The organism is Pseudomonas sp. P4_D7, from assembly GCF_056401755.1.
In genome coordinates this window covers 383814-403394 of sequence record NZ_JBFUIR010000002.1, presented here as the reverse complement: position 1 = coordinate 403394, position 19581 = coordinate 383814, and the positions used below count along the sequence as shown (strand labels likewise).

The window sequence follows — 19581 nt, the reverse complement described above, 5'->3', positions numbered from 1 at the left end:
CATCATTGCCTGACCCACCGCTTTCGCGAGCAGGCTCGCTCCCACAATGTCACGGGCTCGGCCGGATATCTGACCTGAATCCTACAAACGCAACGGACACTGCCCACAACAACTTAACGAATCACTGACTATCGGCAGTCAGCGTCCACCTCTACGCTCAACGTCTTTGACTCCAAGGGCGCACACATCCAATGTCAGAAGAATTCGCCCGTTTTGACGCCGTCGAGTACCTCAAGACTCCCGAGGATATGGCGGCATATCTGGATGCCTGTTTTGACGACGATGAAGGCGATGGCGTTCTGATTCGTGCAGCACTCAATGACATCGCCCGAGCTCAAGGCATGACACAAGTGGCGCGGGATGCAGGTTTGGGCCGCGAAAGTCTTTATAAAGCGCTCAGTAGCACTGGCAATCCCGAATTCGCAACTATCATGAAAGTCATGAAGGCTCTGGGTTTGCGATTGCATGCCGTAACACTGTGAAGGCGCTGCGACACCAAACCGCACGACGCTTTTTTACTTATCGGCCCTGATCAGGCTAAATAGCCGCGCCTGATCGCCCACCCAATGGATCTGTCCCATGAACCGACACCGGCTAGCAATTGCCTGGATCGCCTGCTTTGCAGTGCTGTTCAACATGCTCGCCATGCCGATGACGGGAGCGATGGCGCAGGCGGCCAATTCACCGGCCGAACAGTTGCTCTGGAGCAGTTTCTGCACCGGCAGCGGGACGAAGATGGTGGCGATCAACATCGGCACCACCGATCAAAAGGCCCCGAGCAACGACAATCATTCGAACATGCAGCATTGCTGGTGTTGCTCAGGCTCGGCGCCACTGGTGGCGTTGCCGGGGCATTCGCCGCAGCTGTATTTCGCCCGCTACGAAAGCAATCGCAGTGTGGCGCCCGCCTTGCTGCAAACACCCACGCCGCGCCAGCAATGGCCGAGTCTCAATCCCCGCGCTTCCCCTCTGGTTTGATTTGTTCGCGCAATTGACCTGCGTTTCAAATCGTTCTGGAGAACTGCCATGTTGAACAAACTCATCGTCGTCGCTGCGCTGCTGTTGCCGGCGTGCTTTGCCCATGCCCACGAATACAAGGCGGGCGAACTTGAGATCGCCCACCCGTGGTCGCAGGAACTGCCGCCGAATGCACCGACGGTCGCCGCCTATTTCATCATTCACAACGCTGGCAAGACTGACGATCGTTTGCTCAGCGTCGATTCGCCCATCGCTCCGGAAGCGCAACTGCACGAACACGTCATGCAGGGCGATCTGATGAAAATGCAGCAAGTGAAGAGCGTGGCCATTCCGGCCGGCGGCAACGTGACGTTTGCGCCAATGGCCTATCACGTGATGCTGCTCAACCCGAAAGACCGCAGCCTGCTCAGCGACGGCAAGCGCTTCCCGCTGACGCTGCATTTCGACAAGGCCGGTGACGTCACCGTCGAAGTCTCGGTGCAGAAGAAGCCGCCGGAAACTACGCAGGCCCACGCGCACGCCCAGTAAGCCTTCCGGCAGACTCCGCCCATGCGCCCGCTGAGCGCCAGGCCCTCCCGGCAACGCCGTCAGACTCAACACCTGACTCGCGGCAGCTGGATCGCCCTGTTCGCCATGTTGATGATCTTCATCGGCCCACTGATTTCTCAGTCGATGCCGATGGATCAGCACGCCTCGACATCGATGCCGATGAGCATGGACATGCCGGGCATGGATCACGCGGGCCATGATGCAAAACCGAGCGCCGAACACTGTCCGCCGCAATCCTCGCACCACGTGTTGTGGGAAAAGTGCGGCTATTGCAGCCTGCTGTTCAACTGCCCGGCACTGACTGGGGGCGGTGATTTCGTCGCCTTCAACATCGCGCCGCTGAACACCTTCACCCCGCCCTCCCCGCGCCTGGGCCACGCCCGGCAGACCTTCTTCCCCGGCGCCCGCACCCGCGCCCCGCCCGTCACAGCGTAAATACCGCACCTCTGATTGCACACGATTGAGAAGACAGCTTCAGGCTGCCGGCCGTGTCGTTTACGACTGTTTGATGGAAATTGTCATGTCCAGGTTTTCTGTTGTTCCACGCTCGGGCGTTGCCCCGGCGTCCTTCGCTCTGAACGAATCGCGGATTCGTTTCAGGCACGCTACCGCCGTCCTTTGCGGCGTCCTGCTGTCACCGCTGGTACTGGCCGATGATCACGCCGGCCACCAGGAAGAACTGAGCCCTACGGTGATTACCGCGATCGCCCCGAGCTCACCGCTGACCATCGTCACCAACCCCAAAGACCCGCGCCAACCGGTGCCGGCCAGTGATGGCGGCGATTATCTGAAGACCATTCCGGGCTTTGCGCTGGTGCGCAATGGCGGCACCAACGGCGATCCGGTGCTGCGCGGCATGTTCGGTTCGCGCCTGAACATCCTCACCAACGGCAGCATGATGCTCGGCGCCTGCCCCGGCCGAATGGACGCGCCGACTTCGTATATCTCGCCGGAAACCTACGACAAACTCACCGTGATCAAAGGCCCGCAAACGGTGCTTTACGGCCCCGGCGCGTCGGCGGGTACGGTGCTGTTCGATCGTGAGCCAGAGAGCTTCGGCGAACTCGGCACCCGCGTGAACGCAAGCATTCTGGCCGGCTCCCACGGACGTTTTGACAAGGTTGTCGACGCCGCTGCCGGCGGGCCGTTGGGCTACGTGCGCGTGATCGGCAACACCGCGCATTCCGACGATTACCGCGATGGCAACAACGACATCGTCGCCTCACGCTACGACAAGTGGAACGGCGACATCGCAGTGGGCTGGACCCCGGACGCCGACACCCTGATCGAACTCACCGCCGGCAAGGGCGATGGCGAAGCGCGCTACGCCGGACGCGGCATGGACGGCTCGCAATTCCTACGCGAAAGCCTCGGCCTGCGTTTCGAAAAATCCAACATCACTGACGTGCTGGAGAAACTCGAAGCGCAGGTCTACTACAACTACGCCGACCACGTGATGGACAACTACACCCTGCGCACGCCGTCCGGCACCGGGATGATGGCGGGCCCAATGGCGTCCAATGTCGACCGCCGCACCCTCGGCGCGCGGATCAAAGCCACCTGGCGCTGGGCTGATATTCAGCTGATCACCGGCCTCGACGCGCAGACCAACGAACACCGCCAGCGCAGCGGCATGGGCATCGATACCTACAAGGATCAGCCGTACAGCAAGGACGCCGATTTCCATAACTATGGCGTGTTCAGCGAAATGACCTGGTACGCCGCCGACCGTGATCGGCTGATCAGCGGCGCCCGCGTCGACCGCGCTTCAGCCAAGGATTACCGGCAAACCACCGGCTCGGGAATGATGTCCCGCCCCAACCCGACCGCCGACGATACCCGCGCCGACACCCTGCCCAGCGGGTTCATCCGCTACGAGCATGACCTCGCCGACAGTCCGACCACGCTCTATGCGGGTCTCGGTCACGCGCAACGCTTCCCGGATTACTGGGAGCTGTTTTCGCCCAAATCCGGCCCGGCAGGATCGGTCAACGCGTTCGATTCGATCAAACCGGAAAAGACCACTCAGTTCGACTTTGGCGTGAACTACAAGAGCGCCGAACTTGAAGCCTGGGCCTCGGGTTATATCGGCGTGGTGCGCGATTACATCCTCTTTGATTACACCCCGGGAATGATGGGCATGAGCACCTCGCGCGCCGAGAACATTGACGCGCGAATCATGGGCGGTGAACTCGGTGCCGCGTACAGACTCACCGACCACTGGAAAGCCGATGCGACCCTGGCCTACGCCTGGGGCAAGAACAGCAGCGATGGCAAAGCACTGCCGCAGATGCCGCCGCTGGATGCGCGTTTCGGCCTGACCTATAGCGAAGACAACTGGAGCGCCGGTGCACTGTGGAGGGTGGTTGCCGCGCAAAATCGTATCGATCAGAACAAGGGCAACGTGGTCGGCAAGGATTACGACAAGAGTTCGGGCTTCGGCGTGTTCTCACTCAACGGTGCCTACCGGATCAACAAGCACTGGAAGGTCAGCAGCGGCGTCGACAACCTGTTCGGCAAGGCTTACGCCGAACACCTGAACCTGGCGGGCAACGCCGGATTCGGCTACCCGGCCAATGACCCGCAAGCGATCAATGAGCCGGGGCGCACGCTCTGGACCAAGGTCGACATGAGTTTCTAACAGCATCGCCAGCAGGCTGGCTCCCACTGTAGGAGTGAGCCTGCTCGCGATCGGTTGCGCAGCAACCGCCAATGACAACTAGAAGATCCAAGCCAAGCGGAGCACACGTGATGAAACAGCCCAAACCGAATTTCTACAACCTGGCCTGGCGTTGGCATTTTTACGCCGGTCTCTTCGTCGCCCCGTTCATGGTGATGCTGGCCCTGACCGGCATCATTTATCTGTTCAAACCGCAGCTCGATTCGTTGATGTACAGCAGCCTGCTCAATGTCCCCGCCGGCCATCACACTGTCCCGGCCGATGACCTGCTGCAGCGGGTGAAAAGCGCTTATCCACAAGGCCAGGTCACCCAATACCTGCCACCGGTCAACGCCGAGCGCAGCGCACAGTTTGTGGTGAAGAACGCCGGCCACGAACTCAACGTATTCGTCGATCCATACCACGGTGACATCCTTGGCGAGCAGGATGCCAAGCAGAATCTGCAAGCCATCGCCCGCGCCATCCACGGTGAGTTGATGATCGGCACCGTCGGTGACCGCCTCATCGAAATGGCCGCCGGCTGGGGCGTGGTGCTAGTGGTGTCGGGACTTTTTCTGTGGTGGCCACGCGGTCAGGCCGCGGGGATTTTGTGGCCACGGCTGAACAGTCGCGGTCGAGTATTGTGGCGTGATCTGCACGCGGTCACCGGGTTCTGGGGTGCAACACTGTTGCTGGTGATGTTGCTCAGTGGCATGACCTGGACCGGTTTCTGGGGCAAGCAATACGCCCATGTGTGGAACGTGTTCCCGGCGGCGATGTGGGACAACGTGCCGACCTCCGACATCGAGGCCCGAATCCTTAACACCGCCACCCGCCAGACTGTGCCATGGGCGATGGAAAACACGCCGATGCCAATGTCCGGCGACCACGCCGAACACATGAACCACGGCGCCAGCAACGCCGGCCCCGCAGCACCCGCCATCCGCCTGCAAGACGTGCAAAACATTGCAACCCAACGCAAGGTCGAGCCCGGCTACAGCATCACCCTGCCGACCACCGCCACCGGTGTGTTCACCATCGCTGTGTTCGCCGATGACCCGCGCAACGATGCGACCCTGCATGTCGATCAGTACACCGGCAAGGTCCTCGCCGATGTGCGTTTCGAACATTACGGCACTGTGGCACGGGCCACGGAAATCGGCGTGATGCTCCACGAAGGCAAGATGTTCGGCACCTTCAACCAGATCGTCGTGCTGCTGATCTGCCTGATGATTCTGCTCAGTGCCGTCAGTGGTGTGGTGATCTGGTGGAAGCGTAGGCCACAGGGCAAATTCGGCGTACCGCCGCTGCGTCATGACTTGCCGAAATGGAAAACCGGCGTGGTAATCATGTTGGCGCTGGCGGTGGTGTTCCCGTTGGTGGGGGCTTCGCTGGTGGTCGTCTGGTTGCTGGATCGATTGCTGCTATCGCGCATTGACCGGCAACCTGAGTCTGCCTCGACGTAAATCCGACTCAATGTGGAGTGGCCGCCGACGGCGGCACACTCCTGCCGTATAGCCGCTGGATCGAACGTTACAACTCGTCCCTGACTCGCGCACCACCCTCCGTTACAGGCTGCTGGCGACGCACTCTCCAGCCGGCGCCCATTCGTCCGGTCTGACGCCAGTAATGCCCGGCGAGCAGCACCTTGAATTCACCCAGTTCCATGAGTTGTGAAACAAACTCCCCCGGACTCAGCCGGCTGACCCAGCGCCCCGCTTCGAAATCCACAGGCCGGGCCAGCAGCAAATCCCTCTCGGCCTGCGAGTAAACGGGTGTGTACCTGATCAACACGTGGTTCGGCGTTGAGTAGTAATAATCCTCAATGTCGAAACCCTGGTTCTTCAGTTCATGCGTGTGCGCATGCACCCGCGCAGGCGAAGCGAAATTTGCTCTGACATCATCAGTGTCCGGTGCGAGCGTGGTATTGCCCGACAGATGGAACTGGTGGCTGGCCACGAGTGTGTAGCCATTGGGGTAACGCGCCGCCGGATTGCGCCAACTGATCGTCGGATCACTCGACGAGCGAAATATCCGCAGGACAGGGTCCTCGGCATGGGCAGACCAGACTATTGGCTCGAGCGGGACAAATCGACTGCTGGCCGACCGCGCCAGGATCGCGCCTTCGTAGCCGGTTTCACTGTGACCGGAATCGTCCGTGCGTTGTTGCGCATAGCGGGCGGCATCGTCAGGGTGATGAAAAATCGGTCCCAGCGCCGGCACCGGGTTATCTCGCCATCGCTGCTCGTTGGAAGTATCGGCCATACGCGGTTGCCAATGCTCATCCACTTGACCCTGCCGCGACCAGTAGTCGCTGGTTTCTATCACGTCGAGCCGGCCGGCCTTGGCCATCCGGTGCACGTAGTCTGTAAATCTGAATCGGCCACTGGCAATGTCACGTTCATCGATCGCTGCCTGTTCACGCGATACAAACGCATTGGGGCGCAACTCAACCTGCCCGAAAGCGTCGTAGAACACGCCGGGTTCAAACGCATGCAATTGCAGCTTCAACAACGCGTTATCGGCACAGGAGATATAGATCGGTCTGTACCCCCGCGGCGTACTGGCCTGTCGGCAGGCTTGCTGAACATCGTTGGGAAGTACAAAGACATTTCGCATATCGTCAGGCCGTGCGCCGAGCGGAGGCAGCGCTGCGCGCAGATAAATCGAATCCTGTTCAAACCCTGAAGGCAGTCTTGCCTGTTCGAATACTCGATCCACAGCCAGGCCAGAGCGTTGCACATCAACGGGCAGGCTGGCGAGGAACAAGCCATCCCGAGAGCGCAGTATGAATCCGAACGTCTGGGTGTCCCTGCTCACCGAGGCTTCATGAACATACCGGGCAACAGCATCGGCTTGAACGAACACTGGGCTGCAAAGTGGTGCGCTCGCGGCTCTGGTGTAATCCATTAGAGGCTGCAGATCAGCAAAGAAAGGAACCCAGCGACTGATCTGGCGGGGCAAACCCCAGATTTCACTGCCGATGACAATTTGCAAGTAACCGGCCTTTGCCAAGGCGTCGACCCATTCACTCGGTTTCAGCTTGGCGCTACGTATGTTCTGTTTTATCGCATCGCCATCAAGGGACGCAGGAAGCGTTTTGTAATCCGTCAGAGCTGCCAAGAGATCTGCGCGCAGACGATCCCATATTCCTGGCTGATAGCGGATCAACGAACCGTCGGGGCCGAACAGGTATTCATCCCATGCCACTCTTGGTAGCCGCTTGAAGGATGAGTACACGGTGTCGACGGACAGCATGTTCAGATAGATCTGCTTCTCAATACGAGAAAAAATGACCGACAGCTCCCTGGCCACTCTGGATCGATAACGCGCCGTGATAATACAGCCATCAGGAAATACCCCGGCGCCCTTGCTTTCATCCGGAAAAATCTCGGTGATGTCGAAATCCTCCCGCGACACCTTGATGGGCGCAGAGGCTACGTAAAGGCCGTCGGGGCGTTTCAGAATGACGCCGCCAAAAGGTTTGTCCGTGACCAGCGGCAAGCTCGATCTGGCAAACGCTGCGGCATCGTCAGCACTCTGAAAAACCGGGCCGAGCCAGCGCCGCTGCAGATTCGCGTAGGGCTGCCACGTTGGCCTGACCATTCCTGACCGATCCCAGCACGCGCTTGTTCGCAACACCGAGAGTTCGCCGCTTTCAGCGACCGTATGGACGAAATCCGTCGGCAGCCACTCGCCGGACGCGAGCCCTCGCTTGATCGAGTCGAGTGTTGTCTCAGACGTGTCGTCATGGAACAACTTGCTTGCCTGACTCCTCGCATACTTGAGCAGAGCACCGTCCCGAGTGGCAAGATAAAACGCGGCGGGGCTTGAAGCGATTACAGGCCGACGGCGACCGTAGTACATGGCTGTTGTCAGGATGTCTGGCGAAACAAAATACTGCGCCAGCCAGTCTTCAGGGCTGCTCGAAGATGCTTCTACTTTCTGATGCGCATAAAAGCTCCCATACATGTCGAAGCCTTCCGGGTATTGATGCCACGGCGCCGACCGTCGAGAGGCGAACACCAACGCCTGCCGAAAAAGATTGCTGTCTTGACCGCTGACTGGAAACAGTTCCGTGCCGATGTATTCCTCCCGATCCTTGTGCTTGAGGATGAATCCGAACCAGGCACGGTTCTCATCGTGCAAACGCCTGTCGCCAGCAAACAGATACTGTGCCGCATCGTCCGCCGAAGAACAGACAGGACCGTACATGACGAACTCAGGCCGCTTCCATGGCAAAGGCCGAGGAGAAGATGGCCGGGGCGAAGACGACGAAGGATACGGGGGCAGCGACGGCTGAGGCAGGGACGGCGTAGGGAGTGCAGGTATGGGTGACGTCGGTTCTGCGGAGGTTGACCCGGCGGATTCTGACATGCTCCAGCCCGGTAATATTTGGCCGCGATGGCCCCACAACTCGTTGTCCGTCAGGTTGAACAGCCAGCCGGCGGCGGCCTGCTCCCTGATGAAGTCTTGCGGTCGCTTGCTGCCCTTGTCCAGACCTAGAGCCAATGGACCGGGATGCACGCGTGTTCCCAGGCGTCGCGCCAGATCCTTCGAAGCCGGGGTTGCGTAAGGTGCAAACCTGACCAGACTGTTCATGGCAGCAGAGCAATACAGAACGGTGTTATCGAGCAATACCTGCCGGACCTCTTCTACACTCAACATTTGCAGGCTTAGTAACGCCTCCTGGAGCGTCCACTGCCGGGAACTGATATTGACCGGCTCAAGCTGCGTGAGCGCGACGTGAGAGACATATCGGGCATGCACCACGTGGTCGTCAGGGAAAACCGGACGCCCTCGATTATCCCGAGGATAAAGTCGCCCCTGGTCCAGCACATCGATATCCCCTTCCAACGGCTCGGTGACCACAAAGCGTGTGTCGCTGCGCTGAAATACATAGCCTGCGTACTGGCGGTCACGGCGAATGCCGACTTGTTCGTGGGCATACCGAACGGCGTCATCGGCGGATAAAAACGCCTGACTCAATGGCGGCCAAGGGAAGTTCGCGAAGGGTATCCATTCCAGGCCCACCCTCCCCAAACGTGCCCAGAGCGCGCTGCCCCGCAACACCTCAAGCCGGCCCGCCAGTATCAGCATCGAGACAAATTCCCGTGGCGACAATGCTCCAGTCAGCAACCTGGATTGCACCCCGGCGTCGGTGATCGACCCGTCGGAATGCTCGACGCTCAGTGCCGCTTCTATCTCGCTGCCACTGAAGCTGTACTTCAACATGGACGCATCGTTGGCCTGCATGTACAGCGACAAAGGTCGACCGGCCACAGCCAATTGCTGACTCCTCTTGTGACACGAAATGGCCAGAGCAATGTCCTGTGGCGTGAAGAAATTCTCGTAGAGCCACGGCTGAGCAGGAGTGAGCCGCGAAGGGTCAGGACGGGAGGCGTAGTAAAAACCTTCCAGCCTATAGCCTTCAGGCAACCGTAATTGACCGTCATCACCCGCCGCAAAGATCTTCGCTGGATCCCATGACGCGAGCCCGAACGGGCGTGCATGGGTCGCGACATACTCATTGCCAGCAGTCTTCTTCAGCAGTAACCCCGAGTCCTGTGCACCTCTTGATTTCAGTGCAGCGAGTACCGCCCGCTCGACAGTGGAGCAAATGCGGGTCATCAAAGGTAATTCGGTCACCCTGCCCGTTGAAAAACCCTGGCCTGGTTGCCAGTCCGGCGGTACGACACCCACCGAATGCCCCCAGTCTGCACTTGAAACGAGGACTTTCAGTTCACCGACAGATGCAAGCTTATTGATGATGCTCATCACGTCACGAGTCCACGGCTCACGCCCTGGTCGTGCACCTGCCTCGTGCCAACGGTAGTAATCGAGTTCCGCTTTCGAACCACTGGGCGAATACTTGAGCAATGTTCCATCGGGGCCGGAGAGGTATGAACTACGAAAATAGGCGCGCCCATCCACATCCCCCATGAAATCGCTACTGGAGAAGAAGTTGATGAAGAGTCGCAGGTTCATTTCATCCAGTTCTGGATAGGCCTCACCTACGACATCGTGAAGAGCGGCATGGCTGTGAATGTTTGCAGCAAACCGATACCCCTTGGGCGGCTCCAGCTCTCCCAGCACATCGAAGTCGATGATGGTGCTCAAATCAAAGGTGGTGGCCTCTCCGGGTATCGGTGAAGTGGCCACGAATTTCCCATCCGGCCGCAGCAAAATCACGCTGCCATATTCCATTTCCGCCTTGGGCGGTATGCGCGTATGAACCCAATACGCAGCATCCTCCTCTGACAGAAACGGCGGACTCAGGGGAGGTAGCCTGGATTTTCGGGACTCGGTTGCGGCACGTCTGGATCGGACTGAACTATTACTCATGATAGAAACCTGCGAAGAACAATCGGGATAACGATCAAATGAGTGTGTTGCTGCACGCGCCGTGAGCCGAGGTACATGTTTATCGTTTATGTATCTTCATCTTCCCGCTCAGTAGTGCGCCCCAATCTGGCGCGCCCGGACGCACCAGCGCCCGTCAGATGTCCTCTACTGGTGCGCGCCCCCACCTTACAACCGCTCTGACACGACATTTTCCTGCCCGATCCCGACCGGGCACAGCCCTTGCAAAACACACCTTCAGTCGTCCGCATCTGCCAACCAGAAAAATTAAATGTTCATGGAGATCGCACAATGAAGCGTCGCAGTTTGATCAAGGCTTTCACACTCACGGCATCCATTGCCGCGATGGGCATGACCTGGACTGTCCAGGCTGCGGAGACCATCAAGGTCGGGATTCTGCATTCGTTGTCCGGCACCATGGCGATCTCCGAAACGTCGCTCAAAGACATGGCGCTGATGACCATCGACGAAATCAACGCCAAGGGCGGTGTGAACGGCAAGATGCTTGAGCCAGTGGTGGTTGACCCTGCATCCAACTGGCCGCTGTTCGCCGAAAAGGGCCGACAGTTGCTGACCCAGGACAAGGTCGCCGTGGTGTTCGGCTGCTGGACTTCGGTGTCGCGTAAATCGGTGTTGCCGGTGTTCGAAGAGCTCAACGGCCTGCTGTTCTACCCGGTGCAATACGAAGGCGAAGAGATGTCGCCGAACGTCTTCTACACCGGCGCCGCGCCGAACCAGCAAGCGATCCCGGCGGTTGAATATTTGATGAGCGAAGAAGGCGGCAGCGCCAAGCGCTACTTCCTGCTCGGCACCGACTACGTCTACCCGCGCACCACCAACAAGATCCTGCGCTCGTTCCTGCACTCCAAAGGCGTGGCCGACAAGGACATCGAAGAGGTCTACACGCCGTTCGGTCACAGCGACTATCAAACCATCGTCGCCAACATCAAAAAATTCTCCGCCGGTGGCAAGACTGCGGTCATCTCGACGGTCAACGGCGACTCCAACGTGCCGTTCTATAAAGAACTGGCCAACCAGGGTCTGAAAGCTACTGACGTGCCGGTTGTAGCGTTCTCGGTCGGTGAAGAAGAACTGCGCGGCATCGACACCAAACCACTGGTGGGCAACCTCGCGGCGTGGAACTACTTCGAGTCCGTAGAGAATCCGGTGAACAAGAAGTTCGTCGATGACTGGAAGGCTTACGCGAAGAAACACAACCTGCCGGGTGCCGACAAAGCCGTGACCAACGACCCGATGGAAGCCACTTACGTCGGCATCCACATGTGGGCGCAGGCGGTCGAGAAAGCCAAATCCACTGACGTCGACAAAGTCCGCGAAGCCCTCGCCGGCCAGACCTTCGCCGCGCCGTCCGGCTACACGCTGACCATGGACAAGACCAACCACCACCTGCACAAACCGGTGATGATCGGCGAGATCCAGAGCGACGGTCAGTTCAACGTCGTGTGGCAGACCGAAGGGCCGATCCGCGCGCAACCGTGGAGCCCGTTCATTCAGGGCAACGACAAGAAGCCGGATTATGCGGTGAAGAGCAACTGAGGCGGATTCAGTTTTTGAGGTGGGCTTTAGATTTCCCCCCTCACCCCAGCCCTCTCCCTCAGGGAGAGGGGGAAAGGGAGCCGATCTTCATGCTTTTCAAAGCCTGAGTTCGACTCGAATTCGCAGGTCGCAGCACATCGTCCAAACACCTCGGTCAGTCCCCTCTCCCTCCGGGAGAGGGTTAGGGTGAGGGGGCGGTTGAACAGGACACCACTAATGCCCACTGCCATATTCCGCTTGTTTCTGGCCATCGCACTGCTGTTGCCGATGACTGCCTTTGCTGGCGATGCCGAAGACTTCGTCGCGGCCAATCCCGTGCAACAAGCCAAACTGTTGGAAACCTGGGCCGCGCAGCCCGATCCGGCCCGTATCGAATTGATCAACGCCCTGCAACAAGGCGAACTGACCATCGATGGCCAGCCAAAAACCCTGCGCCTGAACAATCGCCTGCGGGGTCTGATCGACACCGCCATGGCCAGCCACCAATTGCTCGCCGCCGACGCCAAAATCCGTCTGACTGCCGCGCAGCAATTGCAGAAAAGCGCGAAACCCGCGCAGCTGAAATTCCTCGACCAGCAACTCGCTGGCGAAAAAGACGAAAGCGTCCATGCCGCTCTGAGCCTGGCGCTGGCCAATCTGCAACTGGTCGATAGCGACCCGGCGGTGCGCCTCGCCGCCGTACGCCTGCTCGGCGAAACCGGCGACCCACTGGCGCGAACACGCCTTGAAGGTTTGCTTGAACCCGGCGTCGAGAGCGATGCCGGCGTACGCACCGCCGCCGAAACCAGCCTCGCGCAAGTCAAACGCAAACTGCTGATCGGCGAGATCCTCGGCCAGGCGTTCAGCGGCATGTCGCTCGGCTCGATCCTGCTGTTGGCCGCGCTCGGTCTGGCGATCACGTTCGGCCTGCTCGGCGTGATCAACATGGCCCACGGCGAAATGCTGATGCTCGGCGCCTACTCGACGTACGTGGTGCAGTTGATGTTCCAGCGCTACGCACCGCAAGCCATCGAGTTCTACCCGCTGATCGCCCTGCCGGTGGCGTTTTTTGTCACGGCGGCAATCGGCATGGCCCTGGAGCGCACGGTAATTCGCCACCTCTACGGCCGGCCACTGGAAACCCTGCTCGCCACCTGGGGCATCAGCCTGATGCTGATTCAGCTTGTGCGTTTGTTGTTCGGCGCGCAGAACGTTGAAGTCGCCAACCCGGCGTGGCTGTCCGGTGGCATTCAAGTGCTGCCGAATCTGGTGCTGCCGTACAACCGCATCGTCATCATTGCGTTCGCACTGTTCGTCGTCGTGCTGACCTGGCTGCTGCTGAACAAGACCCGCCTCGGCCTCAACGTTCGCGCCGTCACTCAAAACCGCAATATGGCCGCCTGCTGCGGCGTGCCGACCGGGCGCGTCGATATGCTCGCCTTCGGCCTCGGTTCGGGCATCGCCGGCCTCGGCGGCGTGGCGCTGAGCCAGATCGGCAACGTCGGCCCGGATCTCGGCCAGAGCTACATCATCGACTCGTTCCTGGTGGTGGTGCTCGGCGGCGTCGGCCAATTGGCCGGTAGCGTGCTGGCGGCCTTCGGCCTCGGTATCGCCAACAAGATTCTCGAACCGCAGATCGGTGCGGTGCTTGGCAAGATCCTGATCCTCGCGCTGATCATTCTGTTTATCCAGAAACGTCCGCAAGGCCTCTTCGCACTGAAAGGACGGGTGATCGACTGATGAACCAGCCTCTGTTAGTCACGGCCACACAAAAGGCCGGACCGAAAGTCACCCTCGCGGTCGGCGCGGTGATCCTCGCGCTGCTGATTGCCTTGCCGCTGCTGTCGTTGTTGCCGCCGGAAAATGCTTTGTCGGTCTCGGCATACACACTGACGCTGGTCGGCAAAATCCTCTGCTACGCCATCGTCGCGTTAGCGCTGGATCTGGTTTGGGGTTACGCCGGGTTGCTGTCACTGGGTCACGGTCTGTTCTTCGCCCTCGGCGGTTATGCGATGGGCATGTACCTGATGCGTCAGGCCGCCGGTGATGGTCTGCCGGCGTTCATGACCTTTCTGTCGTGGAGCGAACTGCCGTGGTACTGGACCGGCACCAGCAACTTCCTCTGGGCGATGTGTCTGGTGGTGCTGGCGCCGGGATTGCTGGCGCTGGTGTTCGGTTTCTTCGCCTTCCGTTCGCGAATCAAGGGCGTGTATTTCTCGATCATGACCCAGGCCCTGACCTTCGCCGGCATGCTCCTGTTTTTCCGCAACGAGACCGGGTTTGGCGGTAACAACGGCTTCACCAATTTCCGCACGATTCTCGGTTTCGGCATCACCGAACCGGGCACCCGTGCAGTGTTGTTTCTGGCCACGGTGTTGCTGCTGGTGGCGAGCCTGTTCATCGGCTGGCGCCTGGCGCAGAGCAAATTCGGCCGGGTGCTGACCGCATTGCGCGATGCAGAAAACCGCTTGATGTTCTGCGGCTACGATCCGCGCGGTTTCAAGTTGTTCGTGTGGGTGTTGAGTGCGGTGTTGTGTGGCCTGGCCGGGGCGTTGTATGTGCCGCAAGTCGGGATCATCAATCCGAGCGAAATGTCGCCGACCAACTCCATCGAAGCGGCCGTGTGGGTGGCTCTCGGCGGTCGCGGCACGCTGATCGGCCCGCTGCTCGGCGCCGGTGTGGTCAACGGCATGAAGAGCTGGTTCACCGTAGCGTTCCCGGAATACTGGCTGTTCTTCCTCGGCGCGCTGTTCATCGTCGTGACGCTGTACTTGCCCAAAGGCGTGATCGGTCTGCTGAAGAAACGAGGTGAACAATGAGAGTCACGGCGAGCGCTGAATTCATGTTGGAACCGGCCTTTTTTCCCGTCGAACCGAACAAGGACGAGGGCACCAGTCGCGACTCGATCGGCCTCGGCCAGCGCGTCGGCCCGGGTCTGGATACCCGCCACGGCACGATCCTCACTCTGGAAGACATCAGCGTCAGCTTCGATGGCTTTCGCGCACTGAACAATCTCAACCTGTACATCGGCGTCGGTGAGTTGCGCTGCATCATCGGCCCCAACGGCGCGGGCAAGACCACGCTGATGGACGTGATCACCGGCAAGACTCGCCCCAGTCACGGCAAGGCCTGGTTCGGTGAAACCCTCGACCTGACGCAGATGAGCGAAGTGCAAATCGCTCAGGCCGGCATCGGCCGCAAGTTCCAGAAGCCGACCGTTTTCGAGGCGCTGAGCGTATTTGAAAACCTGGAACTGGCGCAGAAGACCGACAAGTCGGTGTGGGCCAGTCTGCGTGCGCGCCTCAGTGGCGAGCAGAAGGACCGGATCAGCGAAGTGCTGGAGACGATTCGCCTGACCACCTCGGTCAATCGCCCGGCCGGATTGCTCTCTCATGGTCAGAAGCAGTTTCTCGAGATCGGCATGTTGCTGATGCAGGACCCGCAATTGCTCCTGCTCGATGAGCCGGTGGCGGGCATGACCGATGCAGAAACCGAGTTCACCGCTGAACTGTTCAAGTCGCTGGCGGGCAAGCATTCGCTGATGGTGGTGGAGCATGACATGGGCTTTGTCGGCTCGATTGCCGATCACGTCACCGTGCTGCATCAGGGCAGCGTGTTGGCGGAAGGTTCGCTGGAACAGGTGCAGGAAAACGAGCGCGTGATCGAGGTCTACCTCGGCCGCTAAGGTTTGCGAATACAAAACCTGTGGGAGCGAGCCTGCTCGCGAAAGCGGTGCATCAGGCGATGAAGATGTTGAATGTCAGTCCGCATTCGCGAGCAGGCTCGCTCCCACAGGGTTCTGTGTGTAACAGAAGGAATTTGAACATGCTGCAAGTCGACAAGCTGCACCAGTACTACGGCGGTAGCCACATCCTCCGGGGCCTGTCTTTCGACGTGAAGGTCGGCGAAGTCACCTGCCTGCTTGGCCGTAACGGCGTGGGCAAGACCACCCTGCTCAAATGCCTGATGGGCTTGCTGCCGGCCAAGGAAGGTGCGGTGAACTGGGAAGGCAAACCGATCACCGCGTTCAAGCCGCACCAGCGTGTCCACGCCGGCATCGCTTATGTGCCGCAAGGCCGGGAAATCTTCGGACGGCTGACCGTGGAAGAAAACCTGTTGATGGGTTTGTCGCGGTTTCCCGGCAGTGAAGCCAAAGAAGTCCCAGGTTTCATCTACGAACTGTTTCCGGTGCTGCTACAAATGAAGCAGCGTCGCGGCGGTGACCTCTCTGGCGGTCAGCAACAGCAGTTAGCGATCGGGCGAGCATTGGCCAGCCGCCCACGTTTACTGATCCTCGACGAACCCACCGAAGGCATTCAACCCTCGGTGATCAAAGAGATCGGCGCGGTCATCAAGAAACTTGCGGCGCGCGGTGACATGGCGATTTTGCTGGTGGAGCAGTTCTACGATTTCGCCGCAGAACTGGCCGATCAGTACCTGGTGATGTCCCGGGGCGAGATCGTCCAGCAAGGTCGCGGTGAAAATATGGAGGCCGAAGGTGTACGCGGGCTGGTAACGATCTAGTACAACGAACTAATCTGTAGCTTCCTAACGATAATTACAAACCATGAATTCGACTGTTTCACCTGCCCTGTTTACCCCGAGCTGGCACGCCGAGCTGGAACTCGCTTACGCCCGTTTCGGTGACTGCACGCGTCCGGTCATGCGCCGGCACCTCGGTCCGCTGCGGGTGCAAAAGCACCTGTACGCCGAAGGCCCCGAGGTCTGCCAGCACATCATCGTCCACCCGCCAGGCGGGATTGCCGGCGGTGATCGCCTCGATATCAGCGCACGTCTCGAGCAACACGCCTGGGCGCAGATCACCAGCCCCGGCGCGGCCAAGTGGTACCGCGCGGGTGGGCCGGCGTATCAAAAGCTCGACTTGAAAGTGGCGGCCGGGGCGACGCTGGAATGGCTGCCGCAGGAGACCATCGTCTACAGCGCCGCGCAGGCTGAGCTGAGTACTTCGATTGATCTTGAAGGCGATGCGCGGCTGTTTTATTGGGACGTGGTGGCGTTGGGTCGCCCGGCCAGTGGCGAGCGTTTTGACCGTGGGCATTTTCAGGCGCATCTGGATATTCGCCGCGATGGCCGATTGCTCTGGCATGAACGCCAGCGCATTGTCGGTGACGACGGTTTGCTTGATTCGCCGATCGGGCTGGATGGTCATCCGGTGTTTGCGACGTTGTTGGTCACTGGTGAGATTGATGCTGAGTTGCTGGAGCGCTGCCGCTCGCTGGGCCACGAAGTGCGTGGGGATCTGACGCAGTTGCCGGGGCTTTTGGTGGCTCGTTGTCTGGCCAGTGAGGCGCTGCTCGCCCGCGCCTGGCTAATCGATTTATGGCGTTTGCTCAGACCCGCCCTGCTGGGTCGCGACGCGGTATCCCCAAGAATATGGAGCACCTGAAAAGCGACCCTCACCCCCCGCCCTCTCCCGGAGGGAGAGGGAGCCTGACCGAGTCGTTTGAAATGAATGTAACTGCCTGAGCGAATACTGCTGACTGAACCGGCCACTGAAAACAACCGAGATCAGTCCCCTCTCCCTCGAAGGAGAGAACCTGACCGAGTCGTTTGAAATGAATTTAACTGCCTGAACGAATACTGCTGACTGAACCGGCCACTGAAAACAACCGAGATCAGTCCCCTCTCCCTCGGGAGAGGGCTAGGGTGAGGGGTTGCTCCAACGGGCACCCCGCGCCCGCAAGAACCTCACAAATCTGCCCTGATGGAACCCCACAATGGACCTGACTCCACGCGAAAAAGACAAGCTGCTGATCTTCACCGCCGGCCTCGTCGCCGAGCGGCGTCTGGCCCGCGGCGTAAAACTCAATTACCCGGAAGCCATGGCCTACATCTCCGCCGCGCTGCTCGAAGGCGCGCGTGACGGCCAGACCGTGGCCGAGCTGATGCACTTCGGCACCACCCTGCTCAGCCGCGAACAAGTGATGGAAGGCATCCCGGAAATGATCCCGGAGATCCAGGTTGAAGCGACGTTTCCCGACGGCACCAAACTGGTCACCGTCCACCAGCCGATCGTCTGAGGCCGCGCCATGACTTACACCATTCGCGATGCGCTGCACGCCGACCTGCCGGCGATCCGTGACATCTACAACGACGCCGTGCTCAACACCACGGCGATCTGGAATGAACAAGCCGTCGATCTCGGCAACCGCCAGGCGTGGTTCAGCGCGCGTCAGGCCCAGGCTTATCCGATTCTGCTGATCGTCGACGCCGACAACAGCGTGCTCGGCTACGCTTCCTTCGGTGACTGGCGACCGTTCGACGGCTTTCGCCACACCGTCGAGCACTCGGTTTATGTGCGCAGCGACCAGCGTGGCAATGGCCTCGGCCCGCAATTGATGGCAGCGCTGATCGAGCGCGCCAGAACCTGCGGCAAACACGTGATGGTCGCCGCCATAGAAAGCGGCAACGCTGCCTCGATTCGTCTGCACGAGCGCGCCGGTTTCAACATTACCGGGCAGATGCCGCAAGTCGGCACCAAATTCGGCCGCTGGCTCGACCTGACCTTCATGCAACTGACCCTCAACCCTGGCGCGGAGCCGCCTGACGCCATCAAGGAGTGACACCGATGAACGCCGCCCAACTGCGCCGCGTCAATGCTGAAAGTTTTGCGCATTACCGTCAGGGCCTGATTGATCTGCTGCTCGATGCCGTGGGTTACGGCGCCAGCGTCGGCTTCATGGCCGACCTCGATGCGGCGCAGGCGCGCGCGTATTTCGATGAGGTGCAGGACAACGTCAACAAGGGCAGCGTGCTGCTTTGGGTGGTGGTCAAGGACGAGCAGGTACTGGCCAGTGTGCAACTGGGCCTGTGCCAGAAGGCCAACGGCCTCAATCGTGCCGAGGTGCAGAAACTGCTAGTGCGGGAACACGCACGACGTCGCGGCCTCGGCCAGCAACTGATGAGTGCGCTGGAACTCGAAGCGCCGAAACACAAGCGCGGCATGCTTTACCTCGACACCGAGGCCGGCTCGCCCGCCGAAGATTTCTACAAGGCGTTGGGCTACAGCCGCGCAGGCGAAATCCCTGATTACGCCTGCGATCCGAACGGCACCTATCGGCCGACCGCCCTCTATTACAAGATTCTGCAAGGAGCCCAGTGATGATTCCTGGCGAGTACCAGATCCAGCCCGGTGACATCGAACTCAACGTCGGCCGCCGCACTATCAGCCTGAAAGTCGCCAACAGCGGCGACCGGCCAATTCAGGTCGGTTCGCACTATCACTTTTTTGAAACCAACGACGCGCTGACCTTCGATCGCGCCGCCAGCCGTGGCATGCGCCTGAATATTCCGGCGGGCACCGCCGTGCGCTTTGAACCAGGGCAGAGCCGCGAGGTTGAGTTGGTCGATTATGCCGGGCATCGGCGGGTGTTCGGGTTTGCCGGACGAATAATGGGTGACCTCTGACATCTGCATGCACCGCTGCCCCTCACCGCGACCAGTCCCCTCTGCGGCGCCGATCACCGATAGCCGGC

17 protein-coding genes are annotated in these 19581 nt (G+C 59.9%); 16 read left to right on the top strand and 1 reads right to left on the bottom strand.

Going from position 1 to position 19581, the window contains the following annotated elements; all coding sequences use genetic code 11:
• Window positions 1–191: 191 nt before the first annotated feature.
• The 6 genes from AC1DVF_RS03110 to AC1DVF_RS03085 all read left to right on the top strand — a co-directional run bounded on the left by AC1DVF_RS03110 (window position 192) and on the right by AC1DVF_RS03085 (window position 5652).
• The gene (locus tag AC1DVF_RS03110) at window positions 192–482 is read left to right on the top strand and encodes an addiction module antidote protein (RefSeq protein ID WP_186620962.1); all 291 of its coding nucleotides are present in this window, start codon (window positions 192–194) and stop codon (window positions 480–482) included.
• 97 nt (window positions 483–579) lie between these two features.
• The gene (locus AC1DVF_RS03105) at window positions 580–978 is read left to right on the top strand and encodes a DUF2946 domain-containing protein (RefSeq protein ID WP_460097780.1); all 399 of its coding nucleotides are present in this window, start codon (window positions 580–582) and stop codon (window positions 976–978) included.
• A 48-nt stretch (window positions 979–1026) separates the two neighbouring features.
• The gene (locus AC1DVF_RS03100; protein ID WP_477781977.1) at window positions 1027–1506 is read left to right on the top strand and encodes a copper chaperone PCu(A)C; all 480 of its coding nucleotides are present in this window, start codon (window positions 1027–1029) and stop codon (window positions 1504–1506) included.
• A 21-nt stretch (window positions 1507–1527) separates the two neighbouring features.
• Window positions 1528–1962 (top strand): DUF2946 domain-containing protein, encoded by a 435-nt coding sequence (locus AC1DVF_RS03095; protein WP_477781976.1) that lies wholly within the window; start codon window positions 1528–1530, stop codon window positions 1960–1962.
• A gap of 85 nt (window positions 1963–2047) precedes the next feature.
• Window positions 2048–4168: a TonB-dependent copper receptor gene (locus tag AC1DVF_RS03090; protein ID WP_477781975.1), complete on the top strand. Its 2121-nt coding sequence runs from the start codon at window positions 2048–2050 to the stop codon at window positions 4166–4168.
• Window positions 4169–4278: 110 nt separating this feature from the next.
• On the top strand, window positions 4279–5652 hold the full coding sequence (locus AC1DVF_RS03085; RefSeq protein ID WP_477781974.1) for a PepSY-associated TM helix domain-containing protein: 1374 nt from the start codon (window positions 4279–4281) through the stop codon (window positions 5650–5652).
• Between the two features lie 67 nt (window positions 5653–5719).
• Here the strand turns inward: AC1DVF_RS03085 and AC1DVF_RS03080 are convergent, their stop codons facing one another.
• Window positions 5720–10531 (bottom strand): DUF4329 domain-containing protein, encoded by a 4812-nt coding sequence (locus AC1DVF_RS03080; RefSeq protein WP_477781973.1) that lies wholly within the window; start codon window positions 10529–10531, stop codon window positions 5720–5722.
• A gap of 309 nt (window positions 10532–10840) precedes the next feature.
• Here AC1DVF_RS03080 and urtA point away from each other — a divergent pair, with 309 nt between their 5' ends.
• The 10 genes from urtA to AC1DVF_RS03030 all read left to right on the top strand — a co-directional run bounded on the left by urtA (window position 10841) and on the right by AC1DVF_RS03030 (window position 19513).
• Window positions 10841–12106: an urea ABC transporter substrate-binding protein gene (gene urtA / locus AC1DVF_RS03075; protein WP_095047339.1), complete on the top strand. Its 1266-nt coding sequence runs from the start codon at window positions 10841–10843 to the stop codon at window positions 12104–12106.
• 216 nt (window positions 12107–12322) lie between these two features.
• Window positions 12323–13825, top strand: a complete 1503-nt coding sequence (gene urtB, locus AC1DVF_RS03070; RefSeq protein ID WP_116255812.1) for an urea ABC transporter permease subunit UrtB — start codon at window positions 12323–12325, stop codon at window positions 13823–13825.
• Window positions 13825–14904: an urea ABC transporter permease subunit UrtC gene (gene urtC / locus AC1DVF_RS03065; RefSeq protein ID WP_093430223.1), complete on the top strand. Its 1080-nt coding sequence runs from the start codon at window positions 13825–13827 to the stop codon at window positions 14902–14904. Before urtB ends, urtC begins: the two co-directional genes overlap by 1 nt.
• A complete protein-coding gene (gene urtD, locus AC1DVF_RS03060; RefSeq protein WP_093430222.1) occupies window positions 14901–15770 on the top strand; it encodes an urea ABC transporter ATP-binding protein UrtD in 870 nt (289 codons plus the stop codon). Before urtC ends, urtD begins: the two co-directional genes overlap by 4 nt.
• Window positions 15771–15910: 140 nt before the next feature.
• The gene (gene urtE / locus AC1DVF_RS03055; protein ID WP_095047335.1) at window positions 15911–16609 is read left to right on the top strand and encodes an urea ABC transporter ATP-binding subunit UrtE; all 699 of its coding nucleotides are present in this window, start codon (window positions 15911–15913) and stop codon (window positions 16607–16609) included.
• A 43-nt stretch (window positions 16610–16652) separates the two neighbouring features.
• A complete protein-coding gene (locus AC1DVF_RS03050; RefSeq protein ID WP_477781972.1) occupies window positions 16653–17492 on the top strand; it encodes an urease accessory protein UreD in 840 nt (279 codons plus the stop codon).
• A gap of 331 nt (window positions 17493–17823) precedes the next feature.
• On the top strand, window positions 17824–18126 hold the full coding sequence (gene ureA, locus AC1DVF_RS03045; RefSeq protein WP_007915951.1) for an urease subunit gamma: 303 nt from the start codon (window positions 17824–17826) through the stop codon (window positions 18124–18126).
• Between the two features lie 9 nt (window positions 18127–18135).
• A complete protein-coding gene (locus AC1DVF_RS03040) occupies window positions 18136–18669 on the top strand; it encodes a GNAT family N-acetyltransferase (protein ID WP_093430219.1) in 534 nt (177 codons plus the stop codon).
• A gap of 5 nt (window positions 18670–18674) precedes the next feature.
• Window positions 18675–19208 (top strand): GNAT family N-acetyltransferase, encoded by a 534-nt coding sequence (locus tag AC1DVF_RS03035; RefSeq protein WP_093430218.1) that lies wholly within the window; start codon window positions 18675–18677, stop codon window positions 19206–19208.
• Entirely contained in the window at window positions 19208–19513 is a 306-nt protein-coding gene (locus AC1DVF_RS03030; RefSeq protein ID WP_093430217.1) for an urease subunit beta, read from the top strand. The genes AC1DVF_RS03035 and AC1DVF_RS03030 overlap by 1 nt, the downstream gene beginning before the upstream one ends.
• The last annotated feature ends 68 nt before the right edge of the window (window positions 19514–19581 follow it).

Bases quoted from the DNA above. Each gene is read 5' to 3' on its own strand.
- AC1DVF_RS03040 (WP_093430219.1), top strand. From the start codon at position 18,136: ATGACTTACACCATTCGCGATGCGCTGCACGCCGACCTGCCGGCGATC.
- AC1DVF_RS03080 (WP_477781973.1), bottom strand. From the start codon at position 10,531: ATGAGTAATAGTTCAGTCCGATCCAGACGTGCCGCAACCGAGTCCCGA.
- AC1DVF_RS03095 (WP_477781976.1), top strand. From the start codon at position 1,528: ATGCGCCCGCTGAGCGCCAGGCCCTCCCGGCAACGCCGTCAGACTCAA.
- AC1DVF_RS03105 (WP_460097780.1), top strand. From the start codon at position 580: ATGAACCGACACCGGCTAGCAATTGCCTGGATCGCCTGCTTTGCAGTG.
- urtD (WP_093430222.1), top strand. From the start codon at position 14,901: ATGAGAGTCACGGCGAGCGCTGAATTCATGTTGGAACCGGCCTTTTTT.
- AC1DVF_RS03100 (WP_477781977.1), top strand. From the start codon at position 1,027: ATGTTGAACAAACTCATCGTCGTCGCTGCGCTGCTGTTGCCGGCGTGC.
- AC1DVF_RS03035 (WP_093430218.1), top strand. From the start codon at position 18,675: ATGAACGCCGCCCAACTGCGCCGCGTCAATGCTGAAAGTTTTGCGCAT.
- urtC (WP_093430223.1), top strand. From the start codon at position 13,825: ATGAACCAGCCTCTGTTAGTCACGGCCACACAAAAGGCCGGACCGAAA.
- AC1DVF_RS03030 (WP_093430217.1), top strand. From the start codon at position 19,208: ATGATTCCTGGCGAGTACCAGATCCAGCCCGGTGACATCGAACTCAAC.
- urtA (WP_095047339.1), top strand. From the start codon at position 10,841: ATGAAGCGTCGCAGTTTGATCAAGGCTTTCACACTCACGGCATCCATT.
- AC1DVF_RS03085 (WP_477781974.1), top strand. From the start codon at position 4,279: ATGAAACAGCCCAAACCGAATTTCTACAACCTGGCCTGGCGTTGGCAT.
- AC1DVF_RS03090 (WP_477781975.1), top strand. From the start codon at position 2,048: ATGTCCAGGTTTTCTGTTGTTCCACGCTCGGGCGTTGCCCCGGCGTCC.
- urtE (WP_095047335.1), top strand. From the start codon at position 15,911: ATGCTGCAAGTCGACAAGCTGCACCAGTACTACGGCGGTAGCCACATC.
- AC1DVF_RS03110 (WP_186620962.1), top strand. From the start codon at position 192: ATGTCAGAAGAATTCGCCCGTTTTGACGCCGTCGAGTACCTCAAGACT.
- AC1DVF_RS03050 (WP_477781972.1), top strand. From the start codon at position 16,653: ATGAATTCGACTGTTTCACCTGCCCTGTTTACCCCGAGCTGGCACGCC.
- ureA (WP_007915951.1), top strand. From the start codon at position 17,824: ATGGACCTGACTCCACGCGAAAAAGACAAGCTGCTGATCTTCACCGCC.
- urtB (WP_116255812.1), top strand. From the start codon at position 12,323: ATGCCCACTGCCATATTCCGCTTGTTTCTGGCCATCGCACTGCTGTTG.